A 17,927-nucleotide genomic window follows, 5' to 3' on the forward strand; every position below is an offset into this window, starting at 1 on the left:
TCCGCGCTGCCGGACCGTCAGTCGACCTGCAGCATGAACGCGTCGAAATACGATGCAAGCCGGGCAAAGTCGTCGAGCGGAAGCACGTTCGCGACATACTGGTCAGGCCGCACCACGACCATGCAGCCGGCTTTGCGATCGATGCCGCGCATGGCGAAGATATCGTGGCCGCTCTTGAGGTCCGGGCAGAACATCTTCTCGTAGTCGACCAAGCCGTAGCGCCCTTTACGCGGGAGCAGCAGCGGCGGCATCGCCTCGACGGCGAGCTCGCGATGATCCTGCTGAAACACCGCGCGAAGATCGATCACACTGTCGATGTCGGCGCCACCTTGCGTATAGCGCTTGACCGGCGAATCCCTGGCCTCGGTGAGGAAATTGCAGAGCGCGCGAATGGCCGAGCCTGCGGCGGCAGGATCTTCCGCGGGCGAAAACGCGTAGATCCGGAAGCGGCCATCGGCCTGCCCGGCATGGCCGAGATGCACCGGCTTTGCGTCAGCCAGCCGGATCACCGGGGCGGAATGGAAGCGCTTGCCGATGACGAGGCCTTGCGCGAGGTGTTGATGCGACGCCGCACCGGTGAGGAGTGACGGCCTGTAGTGCGTCGCCGTGCCCGCGGTGTAGCGGCCGTGCCGGACGAAATAGTCCTGGGTCCTGGCGGCATCGGCGCCGCCGGCCTTGGCGGCGGAGGCAAGAATGCCCGCCCATTCGCGGTCGAAATCGATCAGCTCCTTGGCGACCGCTTGACGCTCCGCCGAATAGGAATGCAACAGCTGTGGGGCACACTGCTTCCGCAGCACGGCGGCGAGCTTCCAGCCGAGATTGAAGGCGTCCTGCATCGAGACGTTCATGCCCTGCCCCGCCTTCGGGCTGTGGGTGTGGCATGCATCGCCGGCGATGAAAATGCGCGGCAGGCGCGTTGCGATCTCCGCGTCCGGCACGTCGTCGAACTTGTCGGTCAGACGCTGACCGATCTCGTACACCGACCACCAGGCGATCTCCTTCACCTCGAGCGTGTGCGGCTTCAGGATCCGCTGCGCCTTGGCGATCACGTCGTCGGCAGTGATGTTGCGGTTCGCGACGCGCTCGCCGACCTCGAGCTTGGCGATCTCGACATAGATGCGGACCATGTAACCGCCCTCGCGCGGAATGATCAGCAGGCTGCCGTCCTTCGCCGACTGGATCAGCGACTTGAAGCGGATGTCCGGAAAATCCGTCACCGCCAGCACGTCCATCACGCCCCAGGCGTGGTTGGCGGAATCGCCGTGCAGCTCGCGCCCGATCGACCTGCGCACCGTGCTGCGCGCGCCGTCGCAGCCGACCACATAGCGCGCCTTGACCGTCTCGACCTTGCCCTCGTTCCCGGCATCGAAGCGTTCGAGGCGCACGGTCACGGCATGATCGCCAGGGCCCGTGGCCGGATCGACATGGAGGTCGAGAAGACGGCGGCTGTAATGGGGCTCGAGCTTGGCCGGCGATTTGCGCATGACGTCGAGAAAGCCGTCATGGATGCGCGCCTGGTTGAGGATGACGTGCGGGAATTCAGACAGCCCGTCCTCGACGTCCTGCACCCGGCCGCTGCGGATGATGGTCTCGGGCAGCCGTTCGTCCGGCTTCCAGAACGTCGTCTCGTTGACCCAATAGGCCTCCTTCAGCACGCGCTCGCTGAAGCCGTAGGCATGAAACATCTCCATGGTGCGGCAGGCGATGCCGTCGGCCTGCCCGACCAGCAGCCGGCCCGGCTTCTGCTCGACGATGCAGGTCTTGATGTCGGGGAATTGCGCGAGCTGGGCGGCGAGCGTGAGGCCGGCCGGCCCGCAGCCGACGATGAGGACATCGACCTCGTCAGGCACGGCGCCCGCAGCGCCCGACGCCTGAACACGCTCGGCGGGATCGGCAATTTCAGGGTCGCCCGGCCGGAATCCATTGAGATGGAATTGCATGAGCACCTCTCCCCGCGAACGTTCTGTTTGGATATTGCTCAGTATGCTGACTATCAGTATACTTGTCAACGATCCGACCGTCCCAGTCCGAGGAGGAGAATTCGGTGAAAGACAACAACGAGATGCCCGGGCATCTGGCGCGCCGGTTCCAGCAGATTGCGGTCGCGGTGTTCCTGGCCGAGGTCGAGGATGCGGGGTTCGACCTGACGCCGGTGCAATACGCCGCGCTCGCGACCATCAAGGCCAATCCGGGGCTCGACCAGGTGACGCTCGCAGGATTGATCGCCTATGACCGCACCACCATCACCGGCGTGATCGACCGCCTCGTGCAGAAGGGCCTTGCCGAGCGTCGCGCCTCCAGCCGGGACCGCCGCGCCCGCGAGCTCGAGATCACCGACGAGGGCCGGCGCACGCTGCGCAAGATCACACCGGCCGTGGAATCGGCGCAGCGCATCATGCTGCGTGGCCTCAGCGCGAAAGAGGGCGAAGAGTTGATGCGGCTGCTGCGCAAGGCGATCGCCGCCGGCAACGATTTGAGCCGCGCACCGCTCCGCGATAGTCCGGTATGATACGGACCCCTATTTGCAATTGTCCGAGGTCCGCGAAACCTGGAACTAACCTTCGCCTGCTAGGGTCCGCAACATTCTGCGATTAACGCGCGATTAACTTTGCAGGGCGGGGGTTCGGATGTTCAGGTGTCTCATTGCGGCCGCGGCCATCGCGCTCTCGACCGGCCATGCGCTCGCGAACGGCCATGGCGGCGGCGAACCTCCTCCGCCGAAGCCGGAGGCGACGACTGCGCCCGCGAAGGTGGTCATCACCAAGCAGGGTCCCAAGCTCGTCGATCTCAAGGGCATGACGCTCTATTATTACGAGCGCGACACCACCGGAAAGACCTCGAACTGCAACGGCAAGTGCACCGAGAGCTGGGTGCCGCTGCCGGCAACGGCCGACGCCAAGGCCATCGGCGATTTCACCGTGATCAGCCGCAACGACGGCAGCAGGATGTGGGCGTACCGGTACCGTCCGCTCTACACCTCGCCCGCCGACAAGGCGCCGGGCGACGCCAATGGCAACGCCACGACGCTGCAATGGCGGATCGCGCGGCCTGAGAACTAGCGCGAGATCGGCCCCCCACGTAACGTCGGAACGCGCGTAAGCTCTGCTTACCCGCGCCAGCTTCCGCCCGTCTCGGCCCGCGCGCTCTGTCCGGGCGGCAGCACCACGACCGTCGAATTGAGCTTCACCCGGTCGTACAGATCGATCACGTCCTCGTTGCGCATCCGGATGCAGCCGGACGAGATCGCCTGCCCGATATATTCGGGCTGGTTGGTGCCGTGGATGCGATAGAGCGTGTCCTTGTTGCCGGCATAGAGATAGATGCCGCGCGCCCCCAGCGGATTGGCGGGTCCACCGGGAACACGTGCCGGATACGGTCCGAGCCGCGCCTGGATATCCGCCGTCGGAACCCAGTCCGGCCATTCCGCCAGCCGGCCGACCCGCGCCACGCCCGAGAACGCCATGGCTTCCTCGCCGACCGCAACGCCGTACCGGATAGCCTTGCCGTCCGGCAGCACGTAATAGAGATAGCGCGCATCGGTATCGACCAGGATGGTACCGGGCTGCTCCTTGCGGTGATAGTCGACGATGTGACGGAGATATTGCTCGGGCACGTTCGCCTGCGCGTACGGCGTATGCGCGAGCAACTGCCGGTCGCGCGGCGTCATGCTCGCGTCGGTCGATGGTGAAAGTGTCGTCTGCATGCAGCCGCCCAGCAGCGGCAGCATGGCGATAGCGAATAAAGCGATGAGAGATCTTGGCACCGCCGGCCCCTGTAGCGGATAGCAGCACCCCCAGCATCGCCAGATGTTGCCAAAATCGTGCTGAAAACAAGGCAACGGGAAACACGTGCTTGTGTTCGAAAAATTGGGTTCCATCACCACAAACGGCGGAAGAGCGTCGCATCATCTCCATCCCCCCGCCTTGCTTTGGTCAAATCCGGCTGGACTCGTGGGGTCATCAAGCCGGGCGCATCGGATTGATGGGCTCACCTCAACAGATCGGCTCGCGCCAATGCGGACGACCAGGACTTAACACCCGGGCTTCAACGCCTGTGCTTCAAAGGAGCGGCGATGCTCGCGACGCTGAACCCCAAGCAAATCGTCGATGAGATCGTGAAGGACACGGTCAAGGACAACGATCCGCACGACGCGATTCAGATTTCGCCCGACATTGTACTGGCCTCGCGCCCCGTCAGCGTTGCGCCCACGCTGGCGCCTGACGTCACGCCCCGTCCGGAGCCGAAATTCGCGCCGCCACCCAAAATCTCACTGGAGCCCAGGCTCTCGCTGGAGCCGAGGTTCGCGCCCGTCTCGGAGCCGCAGACGGCGGCACCGCCGTCGGTCGACACGGCCGTACGCGTCGCAGCGAGCGATGACCATGCTCGGCCGAAGCGATCCGCGGTGCGCAAATGGCTGCGCGGTGCGTTCGTCACGTTTCTGTTCGCGGGAGGCAGCGCGGCCGCCACCATCGCCTGGGAGAAGCACGGCGATACGGCCAAACAGATGCTCGCGGAATGGACGCCTGCCCTAGCGTCGTTGAGGTCGCTGCTGCCTTCCACATCGCAGACCGCGCCGGTCGCGCCCGCGCAGGCCGCAGCGCCTGCGGAGCAAGCCGTGCCGCCCGCAAGCCAAGTGGCGACCGATCAAACCACCACCGATCAATCGACCGCGACGGCGCCCGTGGCACAGGTCGCGACAGCCATGCCTGCGGCAACGCCGCCCGATGCAGTGCAGTCGGTGCAATCGATGACGCGCGACCTTGCCGCAATGGCGCAGCAGATCGAGCAGCTCAAGGCCAACATCGCCGAGTTGAAGGCCGGACAGGAGCAGATGGCGCGCGAGATGGCGAAGCCGCCCGCGCCAAAACCGGTCGCTGAGGCCAAGCCGGTCGATCCGCGCGCACGCGCTGCTGCGCTGCCGCCGAAGCCTCCGGCGCCGCCGGCAGTTCATAAACCGAAACCAGTGGTGTCGCGGACCTACATGCCCGCCTATTCGCCCGCGCCGCTCGCGCCTCCCCCGCCGCCTTCGCAAGCCGCCGCAATGCCGCCGCCGGCCGCACCTGTCACTACGACGCAAGCCGTTGCCGATGACGACGGACCGGTCGTGCGTCCGCCGATGCCGTTGCGCTAGACGCGCGCAACAAACAGCACGGTGCGCAGCCGCGACATCGCGTACGCTGTCCGAGTCGATGTGATGCGTTGAGTCCGGACGATTACGGAAAAGCGCTATTTTTCGCTCAAGAGAAAAGGCCGTCGGGAGCTATGCCGGCGGCCTTCTCTTGCAGCTGCCGGTTCCCGGAGCCCGGTTCTGCTGCAATTCCATGCCTTATGATTGCGCCACGTATTTAATAAACTCTTAACGGCCCCACATGCTGCACATCATTTCTGCGCCATAAGCACAGAGATTGCGCGACCTGTTCATTCGATAGATATCGACTCAGTGGTACCATCCCGGATGTGTCGAGATTTCCATTGAAGACTTGTTTTTGAAGCTGGGTCGTCACATCGGGGAATTCGGATGCCTTACTACTCCTTCGATCTCGTGGTTGGTGAAGAGTTCAGAAACCAGGGCGGAATCATTCTCGAAGATATCGAGGTTGCCTCCGATCGCGCCGATCAACTCGCATGCGAGCTGTCGCAAGTGAAGCCGGAGCTGCAGCAGAAGGGTTGCGCGGTGCGCGTCACCGATCGTGACGACAACGAGCTCTATCGCACGCCGCTCGATCCGGTGCCGGCCTGGCAGCGCTGACTATTCGTCGAATGCCGGCGGCTCGAACCAGTTGGTCAGCGACAAGCCGCCGTCGACGACAAAGGCAGCGCCGGTGACGTAACCGGAAAGCTTGTTCGACAGCACCGCGAGCGCCATCGGTGCGAGGTCGCCGGCCTCGCCGAGACGCCCGAGCGGAATGTGCCGCGCCAGCGCGGGATCCGCAACGAACCCGCCGGCCGCGATCGCACCGGGCACCAGCGCGTTGACGCGGATGCCGTAGCGGCCGAACGTCTTGGCCAGCTCCTTCACCAGCATCGCCATCCCCGCCTTCGCCGTCGAATAATGCGGAAGGTTGCGCGGCGTGCCCGCATGCAGCGAGGTGAGAAACAGGAACGAGCCCGGCCGCTTCGCCGCGATCAGCCGCTTTGCGAGCTCGCGCGCGAGGTGAAAGCCGGCATCGAGATTGACGGCATGCATCTGCTGCCAGGTCCTGCGATCGACCGCGAGCGCATGATCGGCCTCCCGCCGCGGCGGCGATGCACTGTGGACGAAATGCGTGATCTCGCCCAAGGCAGCATGCGCGACGGCAAGCAGTGCGTCGCACGCCTCCAGCTCGGCGAGATCGCCGACCCAGGGTACCGCCAGTTCAGGCTTCTCGCTGGCGCTGATCGCGGTCCTCACCCGCTCGGCGTCCACATCGGCGAACACGGTCCGGACGCCCTCGCCGACCAAGGCCTGCGCGATCGCGCGGCCGATGCCATGGCCCGCGCCGGTCACGAGCGCCCTGTCACGAATGGGATCGAACGGCGTGCTGAACAGGCTCATGTCGCTCTCCGAGGCGGGATACGGGCTACGATAGCGCACCGCAGCGGGAAGCGACAAATTCGCACCCGGCGCCATTGCGGAGCAGCCCGCCGGACGCTAGCCTCCCCAAAAAATGGAGGAGATACCAAGGATGCGCTACGGTTTCCTGATGGCCGGCCTGTTGCTGATCGCCGCTCCGGCCCAAGCCGAGGACCATCCACGCTCGACCTATGTGACCCTGGTGCTGCAGGCCTTCGCCGCCAAGGTCGAATGCCCGGGCACGGACGTGGTCTACCAGGACCTGGTCCAGAAGGCGGAGCAGATGCACCTGCCCGATGGCACCACCGAGAAAGTGCGCAAGGCGATCGCCTGGATGCACACCGGCGGCAAGATGGGCGAGAAGCAGGATGACGATTTGATGGCTGAGGTTGCGGTGGCGACCCAGGCGACCGATCTCAACCAGCGCCGCCTCGGCATGCCCACTTGGTGCGAGGCCCAGAAGACCAACCTCGCCGGCCTGATCCGCGCCAAGGGCGGCTAACAGGCTGGCGCTCGCAACGTTAAGCACACCGCGACGGGACCTGCGTTTCGGCCAACAATCGTCACATTCCCGGCCAGCATGCGGGCTTCTTCACTCAGGAGAACCCCCATGCGGTTGACGCATCTCATTGTCGCCAGCGTGCTCGCGGTGAGCGCAGCGCTGGCCGGCCCGGCACAGGCAAGGAATTCAGACGCCCAAAAGGCCGAAGACAAAACGGCCTCGTCGTCATCGTGCAGCGCCTATCAGCAGGCGCCGGACGGATCGTGGGAACAGCTCCCGTGCAAGGAGACAGGCGAGCGCGGCCAGCCGCAAACGCAGCATCGATCCCGCTCACCGGGATCGGACCGCGAGGAACGCTGAACCGCTTCCTGTCCGGCAATCAGCTATGGTGAGGCCCACGCATGATCTTCATGGCGTCGGCGATGTGACGCCATTCCTTGGCCTCGTCGGCCTCGCCGCGGCCCTCGCAGGCCTGGGCCTGCTCGGCGGCCTTCGCGATCGCAGCAAAACCGTGCTGTTCTAGCATCTGCCGCGCAACGGTGTGGACCTGGACCTCGGACATCATGGGCGCTCTCCGTCTGATGAGGCCGCGGGGTCTGGCTCGACGCTCCCGCGGTCTTTGACAACGATTTCGCCTCCGATGGCGTTCCGCTTACCGTCGATCACATCGGCGGCCCCGAGAATGTGAGTACCCAAACGACAAAGGCGGCCCGCCATGCCCGGCGGACCGCCTTCACCCACCCCAAAGCTGGGAGTCGTCGGCCGCGTGCCCCTACGCGACCGCCACTTTTTTGCGCTCGAAATCGTTGGGCACCTCGATATCGACCTCGAGGGTCGAGACCTCGTCGCCGCGCTCGAGCCGGACGATGACCTTGGTCGGGTCCAGCATCACGTGCTTGGACACGACGGCGAGAATTTCCTCACGCAGCACGCCGAGCAGATCGGGCTGGCCACGCATTCCGCGTTCATGGGCAAGCAGGATCTGCAGCCGTTCGCGAGCGACGGGTGCAGAGGCCTTGTTGCCGCGGAGAAGCCGAAGCAGACCCATGCTCATGCAGCCCTCCGTCGCAGCAGGCGATCCATGAAGCCCTTGCGCTCGGTCGGCACCTGCATCGGCACGGTGTCGCCGCACAGCCGGCGCGCCGCGTCGATATAGGCCCGCGCCGGAGCACCTTCCGCATTCGACAGCGTCACCGGCGTGCCGACGTTGGAGGCACGCAGCACGTCCTGGCTCTCGGGGATGATGCCGAGCAAGGGTGTTGCGAGGATCTCGAGGATGTCCTCGATGGTCAGCATCTCGCCGCGCGCAGCGCGAGAGGGATCATAGCGCGTGATGAGAATATGCTTCTCGACGCGCTCGCCCTTCTCGGCCCGCACGGTCTTGGAATCGAGCATGCCGATGATGCGGTCGGAATCGCGCACCGAGGAGACTTCCGGATTTGTCACGATCACGGCCTCGTCGGCGAAGCGCATCGCCATGGAGGCGCCGCGCTCGATGCCGGCCGGGCTGTCGCAGATCACCCAGTCGAAACGGGCACGCAGATCGTCGATGACCTTGCCGACGCCCTCTTCCGTCAGCGCATCCTTGTCGCGGGTCTGCGAGGCCGGCAGCAGCCAGAGGTTCTCCAGCCGCTTGTCCTTGATCAGCGCCTGCGGGAGTTTCGCAACGCCCTGCACCACGTTGATGAGGTCGAACACGACGCGGCGTTCAGCCCCCATCACGAGGTCGAGGTTGCGCAGGCCGACGTCGAAATCGACGACGACGACCTTGTCGCCGCGTTGCGCCAGCGCCGCTCCCAGTGCGGCGGTCGTCGTAGTCTTGCCGACGCCCCCCTTGCCTGATGTCACGACCAGTACCTTGGCCATCTCTGAAATCTCCTTCTGGTCAGTTCAGCGCGGTAATTCGCATTGTGTTGCCTTGCAGGAAGGCTTGGGCAGGCCGGCCGCGGAGCGCGGCGTCGATATCGTCGGCGGTCTGATAAAATCCATCGATCGCAAGCAGTTCGGCTTCGATCTTCTGACAATAGATGCGCGCGCTGGTGTGACCGTTCACGCCCGCCATGGCGCGGCCGCGCAGCGCGCCGTAGACGTGGATCGAGCCGCCGGCGACCACCTCCGCGCCGGAGCCGACCGACCCCAGGATGGTGACGTCGCCTTCCGGGAAGATCACGGTCTGCCCCGAACGCACCGGGTTTTCCAGCAGCAGCGAGGTCGGCTTGGCCTCGACCTTGGTCTCGGGTTTCTTCGGCGCGCTCGGCTCGACCACGCAGCTGCGTCCGCCCGACAGCAGCGGCGGCATCATCGGGGTCAGCTTTGCCTCTTCAACGCCCTCGATGCCGAGCACGCGGATGTTGCGGTCCTGCAGGCTGGTGAGCAGATGACCGATGCCGGACTGGCTGAGATCGACCGAGGACAGGTCGATCACCACGGGCCGGCCGGCAAAGAATCCCGGCGAGCGCGCGATGGTGGTGTCGATCTCCTGCAGCCAGTCCTGGACCGGAACCGTCGGCGTAAACACGAAAGCCACGTAGGAGCGCCCGCGCAGGCGCACCATTTGGCGTTGAGGTTTGACTGCAGCCTCCATCACGGCCGACTCGTTCCCTGTTATTGAATGGTTAACGATGCGGCGAATATGGTTAACGGCCGGTTAATTCTCCATGGGAATACGTGGGGGATGGGCAGGTTGGAGCCGCTTTCGTGTCCCGGACGCGCTGCAGCGTGCAACGCTGCTGCGCAGAGCCGGCCCCCCTCCCGGATCATGCTCTCGGCAAAATGGGCCCCGGCCCTGCAGCGCACCGTCTAAGGGACGCTGCGCTGCGTCCAGAGCACGTGCGGAGAACGGGGCAAGTGCTGCTCCCTACTTCTTCACCTTGCTCGCATCCATCTTGATGTTCGGATCCAGCATCTTCGTCGTGAACACCGTGGTCACGTCGAACGGCTTCTCCATGCCGAGATAGGTCTGGACCAGCTCGTAATCCTTCTTCATCCGCTCGCCGTCGATCCAGCCGAGGCCCTTGGTGGTGGTGAACTCGTCCGTCATCAGGAATTTGATGCGCTCCCACTGGCGCTCCTGGTTCTCCTTGTCGAGACCGGAGACCTGGTCGAGCAGCGCCTTCAGGCACGGCGTGGCGTCGGCAACACAGGCGGCAAAGGCCTTCTGCGTGACGCGCACGAAGTCTTCGACGACCTTCGGGTTCTTCTGCAAATACGCGCCGTTGACGATCAGCGAATTGCCGTAGGGATTGAGCCCGATGTCCTTCCAGTTGACGTAGCCGAGGTCGGGCCCGAACTCGATCACCTTCAGGTCGTGCTCGTTGTAGAAGTCGCTGATGATGTCGACGGTGTGGCTCTTCAGGGCCGCGATCTTCGCGGTCGGCCCGACATTGACGAAACCGACGGAGTCCGGCGCGAGCCCTGCGGCTTTGGCGAAGGCCGGCCACATCACGCGCGAGGCATCGCCGGGCGGATTGCCGATCTTGTGGCCGGCAAAATCCTTCACCCCGTTCACGCCATAGCTTTTCAGCCAGTAGAAGGTCTGCCCGGTATTGGCGTAGACGCTCATCACGGCAACGGTGTCGGCGCCCTTGCTCTTGGCCACCAGCATGGTGGCGAGATCGGCGACGCCGAAGGGCGAGCCGCCGGAGCCGACCTTGGCGGCGGAGACGCCGGAGCCCTTGCCGACCTCGATGGAGAGGTCGATGCCTGCTTTCTCGTACCAGCCCTGCGCCTTGGCGTAATAATACGGCGAGTGGTCGGCCGTCGGCGTCCAGTTGAGGATCAGGTTGACCGCCTCGCCCGCGCTCGCCGGCAGCGCCGGCAAACCGAGCATCAGGGCCACAACAGCCGCCTGCAAACGCTTCATCGCATCTCTCCTCATGCCAGCGACCCGGCTTGTCGCTCTCCCCTCGTGAGGATACCAATGCAACAAGCCCGCCCTCCACTTGTCAACTGTTTGGTTGGAAATGCCCGCAAAACGATCTGGTGACACCGTGCCGCAGCGCCGCGACCCCGTCGCCACCCGCAAGAAGCTGCTCACCGCGGCCCGCCTGGAATTCGCCCGGCACGGCTTTGCGGGCGCCCGCGTCGACGAGATCGCGATGCGCGCCGGCGTCAACAAGCAGCTCGTCTACCACTATTTCGGCGACAAGGACGCGCTCTACCTCGCCGTGCTCGAATGGGTCTATGAAGACATCCGCGAGCAGGAGCGCAAGCTCAACCTCGAAGGCCTGCCGCCGGAAAAGGCGATCCGCAAGCTGATCGAGGCCTCGTTCGACCATCTGGCCGCAAACCCGGATTTCATCGTGCTTTTGAACGACGAGAACCGCGGCGGCGCCCGCCACGTCCGCGGCTCGACGCGGCTGGAAGCGATGCACTCCCCGCTCGTGAAGAGCGTTTCGCATATCCTCAACGAAGGGGTGCGCGCGGGCGTGTTCCGCAAGGGGATCGACCCGGTCCAGCTCTATATCTCCATTGCGGGCCTTAGCTATTTCTTCTTCTCCAACACACCGACATTGTCGGCGATCTTCGGCAAGGACCTGTCGAGCCGCAGCCAGCGCAGCGCCCGCCGCCGCCATGTCGCTGATCTGGTGCTGCAGTCGCTCCGGCCCTAATCAACCAATTGGTTGAAACTTTCCCCGAAGGCGGCTAGGCTCGTGACTGCTTAGGCTGAAGATTTGCGGCATCGTCGCCGCGCCAACAGGGAGCAAGCGGTGGCAGGAGATGGGGCACGCACCTCGCGCAGCTTTGCGATCATCCTGATCGTGCACCTCGCCGTGCTCGTGCTCTGGCAGGTCGCGGTCGACGCCTTCCACGTGCCGAAATTCATCCTGCCCTCGCCGCTCGCGACGGTGCAGACCCTGGGCATCACCGGCTATGCCTGGGGCGCCAACACGCTGGTGACGGCGGTCGAGATCCTCGGCGGCTTCGCGCTCGGCGCCTTCGTCGGCGTCGCGCTCGCGGTGATCTTCAGCTGGGCACCGCTGCTCAGCCTCGTGCTGCTGCCGCTGTTCGTGACGCTGAACATGATCCCGAAGGTCGCGCTCGGCCCGCTCTTCATCGTCTGGTTCTCCTACGGCATCGTGCCGAACATCCTGATCGCATTCAGCATCTGCTTCTTCCCGATCCTGCTCACCACCGCGCGCGGCCTGCGCGAGGTCGAGCCGGATCTGCTCGATCTCGTCAAATCGCTGCGCGGCTCGCGCTGGACGCTATTCCGCAAGATCCAGCTGCCGGGATCGCTGCCTTACATCTTCTCCGGCATGAAGGTCGGCGCCATCCTGGCGGTGGCCGGCGCCATCGTCGGCGAGTTCATCGCCTCCGAGCGCGGGCTCGGCTACCTCATGATCCAGGTGCAGTCCTCGCTCGACACGCCCGCGATGGTGATGGCGGTCGTGCTGCTGACGCTGCTCGGCGTCGCGCTTTACGGCCTCGTCCTCGCCCTCGAACGCATGTTCGTGGTCGGCGACGCCAGGCAGACTTAGCAACGGCAGACCTAAAGGAGAGAACCATGCTGCTCACTCGCCAGACGCTGCCGAAGGCCATCCCCGATATCGCAGCCCTCGACGATCTCTTGTGCCGGCCGACGCAGGCCCTGATCGACGATCTCAAGAAGGTTGAGGGCGACATCATGATCCTCGGCGTCGGCGGCAAGATGGGGCCGACGCTGGCGGGGCTCGCGAAAGCGGCCGCGCCCGAACGCCGCGTCATCGGCGTCGCCCGCTTCAGCGAGGCCGGCGTGAAGGACTGGCTGCACGCGCGCGGCGTCGAAACCATCAGCTGCGACCTGATGGACGAGAAAGCGATCGCGGCGCTGCCGAAGGCGCCGAACATCGTCTTCATGGCCGGCCGCAAGTTCGGGGCCGAGGGCGATCTGGCGCTGACCTGGGCGATGAACGCGCATGTGCCGGCGCTGGTCGCACAGGCCTTCCCCTCCTCGCGCATCGTGGCGTTCTCGACCGGCTGCATCTATCCGTTCGTGCCCGTCGACGGCAAAGGCTCGACCGAGGAGATGGCCCCGAACCCACCCGGCGAATACGCGCAATCCTGCGTCGGCCGCGAGCGGATGTTCGAATATTTCTCGCACAAATTTGCAACGCCCGGGCGCCTGTTCCGCCTCAATTACGCGATCGACATGCGCTACGGCGTGCTGCACGACATCGCAACGAAGGTGCTCGCGGGCACGCCGATCGACGTCAGCCTCGGCCACGTCAACTTCATCTGGCAGGGCGATGCCTCCGCGCAGGCGCTGCGCTGCCTTGCCCACTGCACCACACCGACCTCGCCGATCAATGTCAGCGGCCACGAGATCCTGGCCGTGCGCGATCTCGCGCAGAAATTCGGCGCGAGGTTCGGCCGCGCCCCGGTGCTGACGGGCAAGGAGGAGCCGACCGCATGGCTGACCGACACCTCCAAGGCGGTCGAGCTGTTCGGCCTTCCCGTCGTCGACACCGAGCAGCTGATCGCCTGGACCGCGGATTGGGTCTCGCGCGCCATGCCGAGCCTCGGCAAGCCGACCAAATACGAGGTGCGCGATGGCCGTTACTGACGCCCCGCCCATCATCAAGCTCGGCATCGACGACGCGATCGCAGGCCTGGCGTTGTCGACGGAAGCGCGGTGGAACCAGACCGAGGAGGACTGGCGCATTTTCCTGCGCGACGGCATCGTCTTCGGCATTCGCGACGGCATGCGGCTGGTCGCAACCGCAGCCTTGCTGCCCTATTCCGGCAACAATGCCTGGATCAGCATGGTGCTGGTATCAGCAACGCATCGCCGCCGCGGCCTTGCCACCCGTCTCGTCGACGCCTGCCTGGAAACGGCACGAAAGAACGGCCTGACCAGCTGGCTCGATGCGACGCCCGACGGCGCTGCCGTCTACGGACCGCTGGGGTTCATGCCGACCCTGCAATTGCGCCGCCTGAAGCTGGTGAAGGCCGCGCGGGCCGAAGCACCGCCAATATCATCCGCAACGCTCGATGCGCTTCGTGCGCGCGATTGGCGCGCCACCGGTTTCGACCGGACCGCACTCCTCTCCGCCTTCGTGCAGCGCTCCGGCTCGCGTATCGTCGCCGCGAACGGCGCCATCGCGCTGGTGCGAGACGGCCGGACCGCCCGCCATATCGGTCCCTTGCTTGCCGACAATGCCGCGGCAGCCCTGGCTCTGGTTGACGCGATCGTGCGATCCGAGACAGGCCCGCTGCTGCTCGACGCCGTCGCGTCGCAAGCCTCGTTCCTCGAAGGCTTGACGGCCACCGGCTGGAGTGTCGAGCGCCCGTTCCAGCGCATGCGGTTCGGCCCCGCCACCGTCATGGGTGAGGAAACCCCATTCGCCGTCGCCGGCCCCGAATTCGGATAGGACATCATGCACCACAGCCAGATCGACGCTGACATCCGCAAGCTGATCGCCGACGGCACCGTGCTGCCGGCGCACCCCCTCGCGCTCACCGCCGAGCGCCAGCTCGACAAGACGCATCAGCGCGCGCTGACGCGCTATTACATCGACGCAGGCTCAGGCGGCCTTGCGGTCGGCGTGCACACGACGCAATTCGCGATCCGCGATGTCGGCCTCTACCGCCCCGTGCTCGAGCTTGCCGCCGAGACAGCCGCCAACTGGACCAAGCGTCCGCTGGCGATGGTCGCGGGGCTTGCAGGTCCGACCGCGCAGGCGGTCACCGAAGCCCGCACCGCCCGTGACATCGGCTATCACGCCGGCCTTCTCAGCCTTGCCGCGATGAAGAGCGCCTCCGAGGACGAAATCATCGCGCATTGCACGGCGGTCGCCGCGGAAATCCCGCTGGTCGGCTTCTACCTGCAGCCCGCCGTCGGCGGCGTCATCCTGTCGAGCCGGTTCTGGCAGCGCTTTGCCTCGATCGACAACGTCATCGCCATCAAGATCGCGCCGTTCAACCGCTACCGGACGCTCGACGTGCTGCGCGGCGTCGCGGCGGCCGGCGCGCTCGACCGCGTCGCGCTCTACACCGGCAATGACGATCACATCCTGCTCGACCTGATGCTGCCGTTCGACCTGCGCGACAAGGGCGTCACCACGCGCACCTATTTCAAGGGCGGCCTGCTCGGCCATTGGTCGGTGTGGACCGCGAGCGCCATCAAGCAGTTCGAGCGTTGCAAGGCGGCGCGGCACAAGGACAGCGTCCCGGCCGACCTGCTCGCCCTCGATGCCCGCGTCACCGATTGCAACAGCGCCTTCTTCGACGTCGCCAACAATTTTCACGGCTGCATCGCCGGCTGCCACGAAATCCTGCGCCGCCAGGGCCTATTGCAGGGCCTGTGGTGCCTCGATCCGAACGAGGGCCTCAGTCCCGGCCAGAAGGAGGAGATCGATCGCGTCACGCGCGAGCACGCCGACCTCAGCGACGATACTTTTGTCACCGCGAACCTGAACAAATGGCTGGCATGAGTCCAACCCCCTTCATCAGCCTGCAGGGCGTCCGCAAGGTCTATCGCAGCGGCGGCGCCGAATTCCTGGCGGTGTCCGACGTCACGATGGACGTGCAGGAAGGCGAGCTCGTCTCGCTGGTCGGCCCGTCCGGCTGCGGCAAGACGACGGTGATGAAGATTCTGGCCGGCCTGCACGGCGCCGACGGCGGCACCGTCAGGATCGGCAATGCCGGTAGCCCGTTCGATCCGAGCCGCGACATCGGCATGGTGTTCCAGCAGGCGCTGCTGCTGAAATGGCGCAACATCCTGGACAACGTGCTGCTGCCGGCCGAGATCGTCGGCCTGCCGATGAAGGCCGCGCGCGAGCGGGCGCGCGACCTGCTCAACCTCGTCGGGCTCGCCGGCTATGAGCAGAAATATCCGCGAGAGCTCTCCGGCGGCATGCAGCAGCGCACCGCGATCGCGCGCGCCTTCATCCACGATCCCAAGCTGATCCTGATGGACGAGCCGTTCGGCGCGCTCGATGCGCTGACGCGCGAGCAGATGAATCTGGAGATGCAGCGGATCTGGCGCGAGAGCGGCAAAACCATCATCTTCGTCACGCATTCGATCCAGGAGGCCGTGTTCCTGTCCTCGCATTGCGCCGTGCTGACGGCGGGACCTGCGAAGATGGCCGACTATTTCCCGATCGACCTGCCCTTCCCGCGCGATCTGCCGTTGAAGACGACGGATGCGTTCGGCGCCTATGCGCGAAGGATCTACGCGAAGCTGGGGCTGGGCGCGGCCTGACAAGCCACCTCTCCGCTGTCATTCCGGGGCGCGACGAAGTCGCGAACCCGGAAATCCATGGGGCAGCAGGACAGGCGGTGACATGGCTTCTCGGATGCGCAATTGCGCATCACAGCTCGCGCCCGAGAGGCGCGCCCCGGAATGATGGCGTCTATCAGCTCTTGTTGCGCATCTTGCCGAGCAAATAGTTGTCGTAAAAGTTTTCCGCGATCTGCGTGTAGAACAGCAGCTCCTTCATATACGCGTCGTGGCTCTCCTTGGTCCGCTTGAACAGATCGCTCTTGGCGGCGAGCTCGTTCAGATGGTCCTGGGCCGCGCTGTAGCAGGCTTCCATCACCGGCTGCGGGAACGCCTTCAGCTCCGCGCCATTGGCGATCAGCCGCTTCAGCGCCGCCGGATTCACGCTGTCGTATTTTTCCAGCATCCAGGCGCCGGCCGCCGAGGCTGCCTGGTTGACGATCGCCTGGTACTGCTTGGGGAGCGAGGCCCATTTCTCGTCGTTGACGACCATGTGCAGCATGGCGCCGCCTTCCCACCAGCCGGGGAAGTAATAGTACTTGGCGACCTTGTGGAAGCCGAGCTTCTCGTCGTCATAGGGACCGACGAACTCGACCGCGTCGATCGTGCCCTTCTCCAGTGCCGGATAGATGTCGCCGCCCGCGATCTGCTGCGGCACGACGCCGAGCTTGGCCAGTACATGGCCGCCCATGCCGGCGATGCGGAATTTGAGGCCCTTGAGGTCGTCGACGGTCTTGATCTCCTTGCGGAACCAGCCGCCCATCTGGGTGCCGGAATTGCCGCACAGGATCGCGTGCGCCTTGAACGGTTTCAGCGCCTCATTGGTGAGGTCGGCGCCGCCGCCGAAGTGCCACCACGATTCCTGATGGCGATGGTTCATGCCGAACGGCGCGCCGGTGGCATAGGCCAGCGCCGGCTCCTTGCCGATGTAGAAATAGAGCGGGGTCTGCGCGATCTCCACCGAGGCGGTGCTGACGGCGTCGAGCGCCTGCAAGCCCGGCACGATTTCGCCGGCGCCAAAGGTCTGGATCTGGAATTTGTTGTCGGTGGCCTCGGCAACATATTTCGCGAAGATCTGCGCCGTGCCGTAGATGGTGTCGAGCGACTTCGGGAAGCTCGAGGTCAGGCGCCATTTGATCTCGGGCGCGCTCTGCGCGATCGCAGGGGCAGCAACCAGCGTCGTCGCGCCGGCAACCGCGCCGCCCTTGAGGAACGTACGGCGTTTCATCATGGCAATCTCCGTTGAATTCAGTTTTCAAACATATGGGTTTTGCGGCGACGGTCTTCGCGGACCGTTTGCCCGTTCCTAAAGCAGAGTTCAAGATGCGACAGAACGGCCGGTCGCCGGGAGCTGAAGAGCCCTCAGAGCAGCTTGGCGCTGACGAACAGCGCGCGCACCGCGTTGGTCGCCTGCACCGCCAGCATCGCATTACCGGCAGCGCCTTCCAGGGCCGCGACGGCATCCTCGTGCAGGGAGCGGAATTCCATCCACTCGACCGACTTGAAGTTGGTGAGGAATTGATAGGCCTGGCCGACCGTCGCGATCGCCAGCGTGTCGCCGTTCAACTTGATCTTGAACGTCGTACGCAGCGGGGTCTCGGAATTTGATGGATCACTCATGGGCTGCTTCTGGACGATGACGGCTTAACGAAGGGGAAACGGCAGCCCCA

At 65.0% G+C, this 17,927-nt stretch carries 22 protein-coding genes; 12 read left to right on the forward strand and 10 right to left on the reverse strand.

Going from position 1 to position 17,927, the window contains the following annotated elements:
• Positions 1–17: 17 nt before the first annotated feature.
• The gene (locus RPS27_RS26435) at positions 18–1,940 is read right to left on the reverse strand and encodes an FAD-binding monooxygenase (RefSeq protein ID WP_212066251.1); all 1,923 of its coding nucleotides are present in this window, start codon (positions 1,938–1,940) and stop codon (positions 18–20) included.
• 104 nt (positions 1,941–2,044) lie between these two features.
• Here RPS27_RS26435 and RPS27_RS26440 point away from each other — a divergent pair, with 104 nt between their 5' ends.
• Complete coding sequence (locus RPS27_RS26440; RefSeq protein ID WP_194402343.1) at positions 2,045–2,509, forward strand: MarR family winged helix-turn-helix transcriptional regulator; 465 nt, start codon at positions 2,045–2,047, stop codon at positions 2,507–2,509.
• 118 nt (positions 2,510–2,627) lie between these two features.
• On the forward strand, positions 2,628–3,059 hold the full coding sequence (locus RPS27_RS26445; RefSeq protein ID WP_194402344.1) for a hypothetical protein: 432 nt from the start codon (positions 2,628–2,630) through the stop codon (positions 3,057–3,059).
• Positions 3,060–3,106: 47 nt separating this feature from the next.
• Here RPS27_RS26445 and RPS27_RS26450 read toward each other — a convergent pair whose 3' ends face one another.
• Complete coding sequence (locus RPS27_RS26450; RefSeq protein ID WP_249131663.1) at positions 3,107–3,727, reverse strand: L,D-transpeptidase; 621 nt, start codon at positions 3,725–3,727, stop codon at positions 3,107–3,109.
• A 345-nt stretch (positions 3,728–4,072) separates the two neighbouring features.
• Between RPS27_RS26450 and RPS27_RS26455 the strand changes: the two genes are divergently transcribed.
• Positions 4,073–5,131 (forward strand): hypothetical protein, encoded by a 1,059-nt coding sequence (locus tag RPS27_RS26455; protein ID WP_212066247.1) that lies wholly within the window; start codon positions 4,073–4,075, stop codon positions 5,129–5,131.
• A gap of 387 nt (positions 5,132–5,518) precedes the next feature.
• Complete coding sequence (locus RPS27_RS26460; RefSeq protein ID WP_194402346.1) at positions 5,519–5,749, forward strand: DUF6894 family protein; 231 nt, start codon at positions 5,519–5,521, stop codon at positions 5,747–5,749.
• Here the strand turns inward: RPS27_RS26460 and RPS27_RS26465 are convergent, their stop codons facing one another.
• Positions 5,750–6,535: an SDR family NAD(P)-dependent oxidoreductase gene (locus RPS27_RS26465; protein WP_212066245.1), complete on the reverse strand. Its 786-nt coding sequence runs from the start codon at positions 6,533–6,535 to the stop codon at positions 5,750–5,752.
• A gap of 130 nt (positions 6,536–6,665) precedes the next feature.
• On the opposite strand from RPS27_RS26465, the gene RPS27_RS26470 reads away from it, so the two are divergent.
• Both RPS27_RS26470 and RPS27_RS26475 read left to right on the forward strand, forming a co-directional pair.
• The gene (locus tag RPS27_RS26470) at positions 6,666–7,055 is read left to right on the forward strand and encodes a hypothetical protein (protein ID WP_194402348.1); all 390 of its coding nucleotides are present in this window, start codon (positions 6,666–6,668) and stop codon (positions 7,053–7,055) included.
• 108 nt (positions 7,056–7,163) lie between these two features.
• Positions 7,164–7,415, forward strand: a complete 252-nt coding sequence (locus tag RPS27_RS26475) for a hypothetical protein (protein WP_212066243.1) — start codon at positions 7,164–7,166, stop codon at positions 7,413–7,415.
• Positions 7,416–7,434: 19 nt separating this feature from the next.
• Here RPS27_RS26475 and RPS27_RS26480 read toward each other — a convergent pair whose 3' ends face one another.
• The 5 genes from RPS27_RS26480 to RPS27_RS26500 all read right to left on the reverse strand — a co-directional run bounded on the left by RPS27_RS26480 (position 7,435) and on the right by RPS27_RS26500 (position 10,917).
• Positions 7,435–7,620, reverse strand: coding sequence for a hypothetical protein (locus RPS27_RS26480; protein WP_194402350.1), 186 nt, complete (start codon positions 7,618–7,620; stop codon positions 7,435–7,437).
• 207 nt (positions 7,621–7,827) lie between these two features.
• Positions 7,828–8,109 carry a cell division topological specificity factor MinE gene (minE, locus tag RPS27_RS26485; RefSeq protein WP_097660833.1) on the reverse strand — a complete coding sequence of 94 codons (282 nt, stop codon included), beginning with the start codon at positions 8,107–8,109 and terminating at the stop codon, positions 7,828–7,830.
• The gene (gene minD / locus RPS27_RS26490) at positions 8,106–8,921 is read right to left on the reverse strand and encodes a septum site-determining protein MinD (protein ID WP_194402351.1); all 816 of its coding nucleotides are present in this window, start codon (positions 8,919–8,921) and stop codon (positions 8,106–8,108) included. The genes minE and minD overlap by 4 nt, the downstream gene beginning before the upstream one ends.
• Before the next feature lie 19 nt (positions 8,922–8,940).
• Positions 8,941–9,639: a septum site-determining protein MinC gene (minC, locus tag RPS27_RS26495; RefSeq protein ID WP_212066642.1), complete on the reverse strand. Its 699-nt coding sequence runs from the start codon at positions 9,637–9,639 to the stop codon at positions 8,941–8,943.
• Between the two features lie 273 nt (positions 9,640–9,912).
• A complete protein-coding gene (locus tag RPS27_RS26500) occupies positions 9,913–10,917 on the reverse strand; it encodes an ABC transporter substrate-binding protein (protein ID WP_212066241.1) in 1,005 nt (334 codons plus the stop codon).
• A 100-nt stretch (positions 10,918–11,017) separates the two neighbouring features.
• On the opposite strand from RPS27_RS26500, the gene RPS27_RS26505 reads away from it, so the two are divergent.
• The 6 genes from RPS27_RS26505 to RPS27_RS26530 all read left to right on the forward strand — a co-directional run bounded on the left by RPS27_RS26505 (position 11,018) and on the right by RPS27_RS26530 (position 16,239).
• Entirely contained in the window at positions 11,018–11,665 is a 648-nt protein-coding gene (locus RPS27_RS26505; RefSeq protein ID WP_212066239.1) for a TetR/AcrR family transcriptional regulator, read from the forward strand.
• Positions 11,666–11,764: 99 nt separating this feature from the next.
• Positions 11,765–12,535: an ABC transporter permease gene (locus RPS27_RS26510; RefSeq protein ID WP_212066237.1), complete on the forward strand. Its 771-nt coding sequence runs from the start codon at positions 11,765–11,767 to the stop codon at positions 12,533–12,535.
• 26 nt (positions 12,536–12,561) lie between these two features.
• The gene (locus RPS27_RS26515) at positions 12,562–13,599 is read left to right on the forward strand and encodes an NAD(P)-dependent oxidoreductase (protein WP_212066236.1); all 1,038 of its coding nucleotides are present in this window, start codon (positions 12,562–12,564) and stop codon (positions 13,597–13,599) included.
• A complete protein-coding gene (locus RPS27_RS26520) occupies positions 13,586–14,407 on the forward strand; it encodes a GNAT family N-acetyltransferase (RefSeq protein WP_212066234.1) in 822 nt (273 codons plus the stop codon). The genes RPS27_RS26515 and RPS27_RS26520 overlap by 14 nt, the downstream gene beginning before the upstream one ends.
• A 6-nt stretch (positions 14,408–14,413) precedes the next feature.
• Complete coding sequence (locus RPS27_RS26525; RefSeq protein WP_212066232.1) at positions 14,414–15,469, forward strand: dihydrodipicolinate synthase family protein; 1,056 nt, start codon at positions 14,414–14,416, stop codon at positions 15,467–15,469.
• Entirely contained in the window at positions 15,457–16,239 is a 783-nt protein-coding gene (locus RPS27_RS26530; RefSeq protein ID WP_212066230.1) for an ABC transporter ATP-binding protein, read from the forward strand. Before RPS27_RS26525 ends, RPS27_RS26530 begins: the two co-directional genes overlap by 13 nt.
• A 154-nt stretch (positions 16,240–16,393) precedes the next feature.
• On the opposite strand, the gene RPS27_RS26535 is transcribed toward RPS27_RS26530, so the two are convergent.
• On the reverse strand, positions 16,394–17,485 hold the full coding sequence (locus RPS27_RS26535) for a TRAP transporter substrate-binding protein (protein WP_212066640.1): 1,092 nt from the start codon (positions 17,483–17,485) through the stop codon (positions 16,394–16,396).
• Between the two features lie 134 nt (positions 17,486–17,619).
• Entirely contained in the window at positions 17,620–17,877 is a 258-nt protein-coding gene (locus RPS27_RS26540; RefSeq protein ID WP_036000273.1) for a hypothetical protein, read from the reverse strand.
• Positions 17,878–17,927: the final 50 nt, after the last annotated feature.

It is taken from the genome of Bradyrhizobium sp. WYCCWR 12699 (genome assembly GCF_032144035.1).
Taxonomy (GTDB): Bacteria; Pseudomonadota; Alphaproteobacteria; order Rhizobiales; family Xanthobacteraceae; genus Bradyrhizobium.

What these genes read in the sequence shown, in the direction of transcription:
- RPS27_RS26435 (WP_212066251.1), bottom strand. Translation starts at nt 1,940, where the DNA reads ATGCAATTCCATCTCAATGGATTCCGGCCGGGCGACCCTGAAATTGCC.
- RPS27_RS26445 (WP_194402344.1), top strand. Translation starts at nt 2,628, where the DNA reads ATGTTCAGGTGTCTCATTGCGGCCGCGGCCATCGCGCTCTCGACCGGC.
- RPS27_RS26450 (WP_249131663.1), bottom strand. Translation starts at nt 3,727, where the DNA reads ATGCTGCCGCTGCTGGGCGGCTGCATGCAGACGACACTTTCACCATCG.
- RPS27_RS26455 (WP_212066247.1), top strand. Translation starts at nt 4,073, where the DNA reads ATGCTCGCGACGCTGAACCCCAAGCAAATCGTCGATGAGATCGTGAAG.
- RPS27_RS26460 (WP_194402346.1), top strand. Translation starts at nt 5,519, where the DNA reads ATGCCTTACTACTCCTTCGATCTCGTGGTTGGTGAAGAGTTCAGAAAC.
- RPS27_RS26465 (WP_212066245.1), bottom strand. Translation starts at nt 6,535, where the DNA reads ATGAGCCTGTTCAGCACGCCGTTCGATCCCATTCGTGACAGGGCGCTC.
- RPS27_RS26470 (WP_194402348.1), top strand. Translation starts at nt 6,666, where the DNA reads ATGCGCTACGGTTTCCTGATGGCCGGCCTGTTGCTGATCGCCGCTCCG.
- RPS27_RS26475 (WP_212066243.1), top strand. Translation starts at nt 7,164, where the DNA reads ATGCGGTTGACGCATCTCATTGTCGCCAGCGTGCTCGCGGTGAGCGCA.
- RPS27_RS26480 (WP_194402350.1), bottom strand. Translation starts at nt 7,620, where the DNA reads ATGATGTCCGAGGTCCAGGTCCACACCGTTGCGCGGCAGATGCTAGAA.
- minE (WP_097660833.1), bottom strand. Translation starts at nt 8,109, where the DNA reads ATGAGCATGGGTCTGCTTCGGCTTCTCCGCGGCAACAAGGCCTCTGCA.
- minD (WP_194402351.1), bottom strand. Translation starts at nt 8,921, where the DNA reads ATGGCCAAGGTACTGGTCGTGACATCAGGCAAGGGGGGCGTCGGCAAG.
- minC (WP_212066642.1), bottom strand. Translation starts at nt 9,639, where the DNA reads ATGGAGGCTGCAGTCAAACCTCAACGCCAAATGGTGCGCCTGCGCGGG.
- RPS27_RS26500 (WP_212066241.1), bottom strand. Translation starts at nt 10,917, where the DNA reads ATGAAGCGTTTGCAGGCGGCTGTTGTGGCCCTGATGCTCGGTTTGCCG.
- RPS27_RS26505 (WP_212066239.1), top strand. Translation starts at nt 11,018, where the DNA reads ATGCCCGCAAAACGATCTGGTGACACCGTGCCGCAGCGCCGCGACCCC.
- RPS27_RS26515 (WP_212066236.1), top strand. Translation starts at nt 12,562, where the DNA reads ATGCTGCTCACTCGCCAGACGCTGCCGAAGGCCATCCCCGATATCGCA.
- RPS27_RS26520 (WP_212066234.1), top strand. Translation starts at nt 13,586, where the DNA reads ATGGCCGTTACTGACGCCCCGCCCATCATCAAGCTCGGCATCGACGAC.
- RPS27_RS26525 (WP_212066232.1), top strand. Translation starts at nt 14,414, where the DNA reads ATGCACCACAGCCAGATCGACGCTGACATCCGCAAGCTGATCGCCGAC.
- RPS27_RS26530 (WP_212066230.1), top strand. Translation starts at nt 15,457, where the DNA reads ATGGCTGGCATGAGTCCAACCCCCTTCATCAGCCTGCAGGGCGTCCGC.
- RPS27_RS26535 (WP_212066640.1), bottom strand. Translation starts at nt 17,485, where the DNA reads ATGAAACGCCGTACGTTCCTCAAGGGCGGCGCGGTTGCCGGCGCGACG.
- RPS27_RS26540 (WP_036000273.1), bottom strand. Translation starts at nt 17,877, where the DNA reads ATGAGTGATCCATCAAATTCCGAGACCCCGCTGCGTACGACGTTCAAG.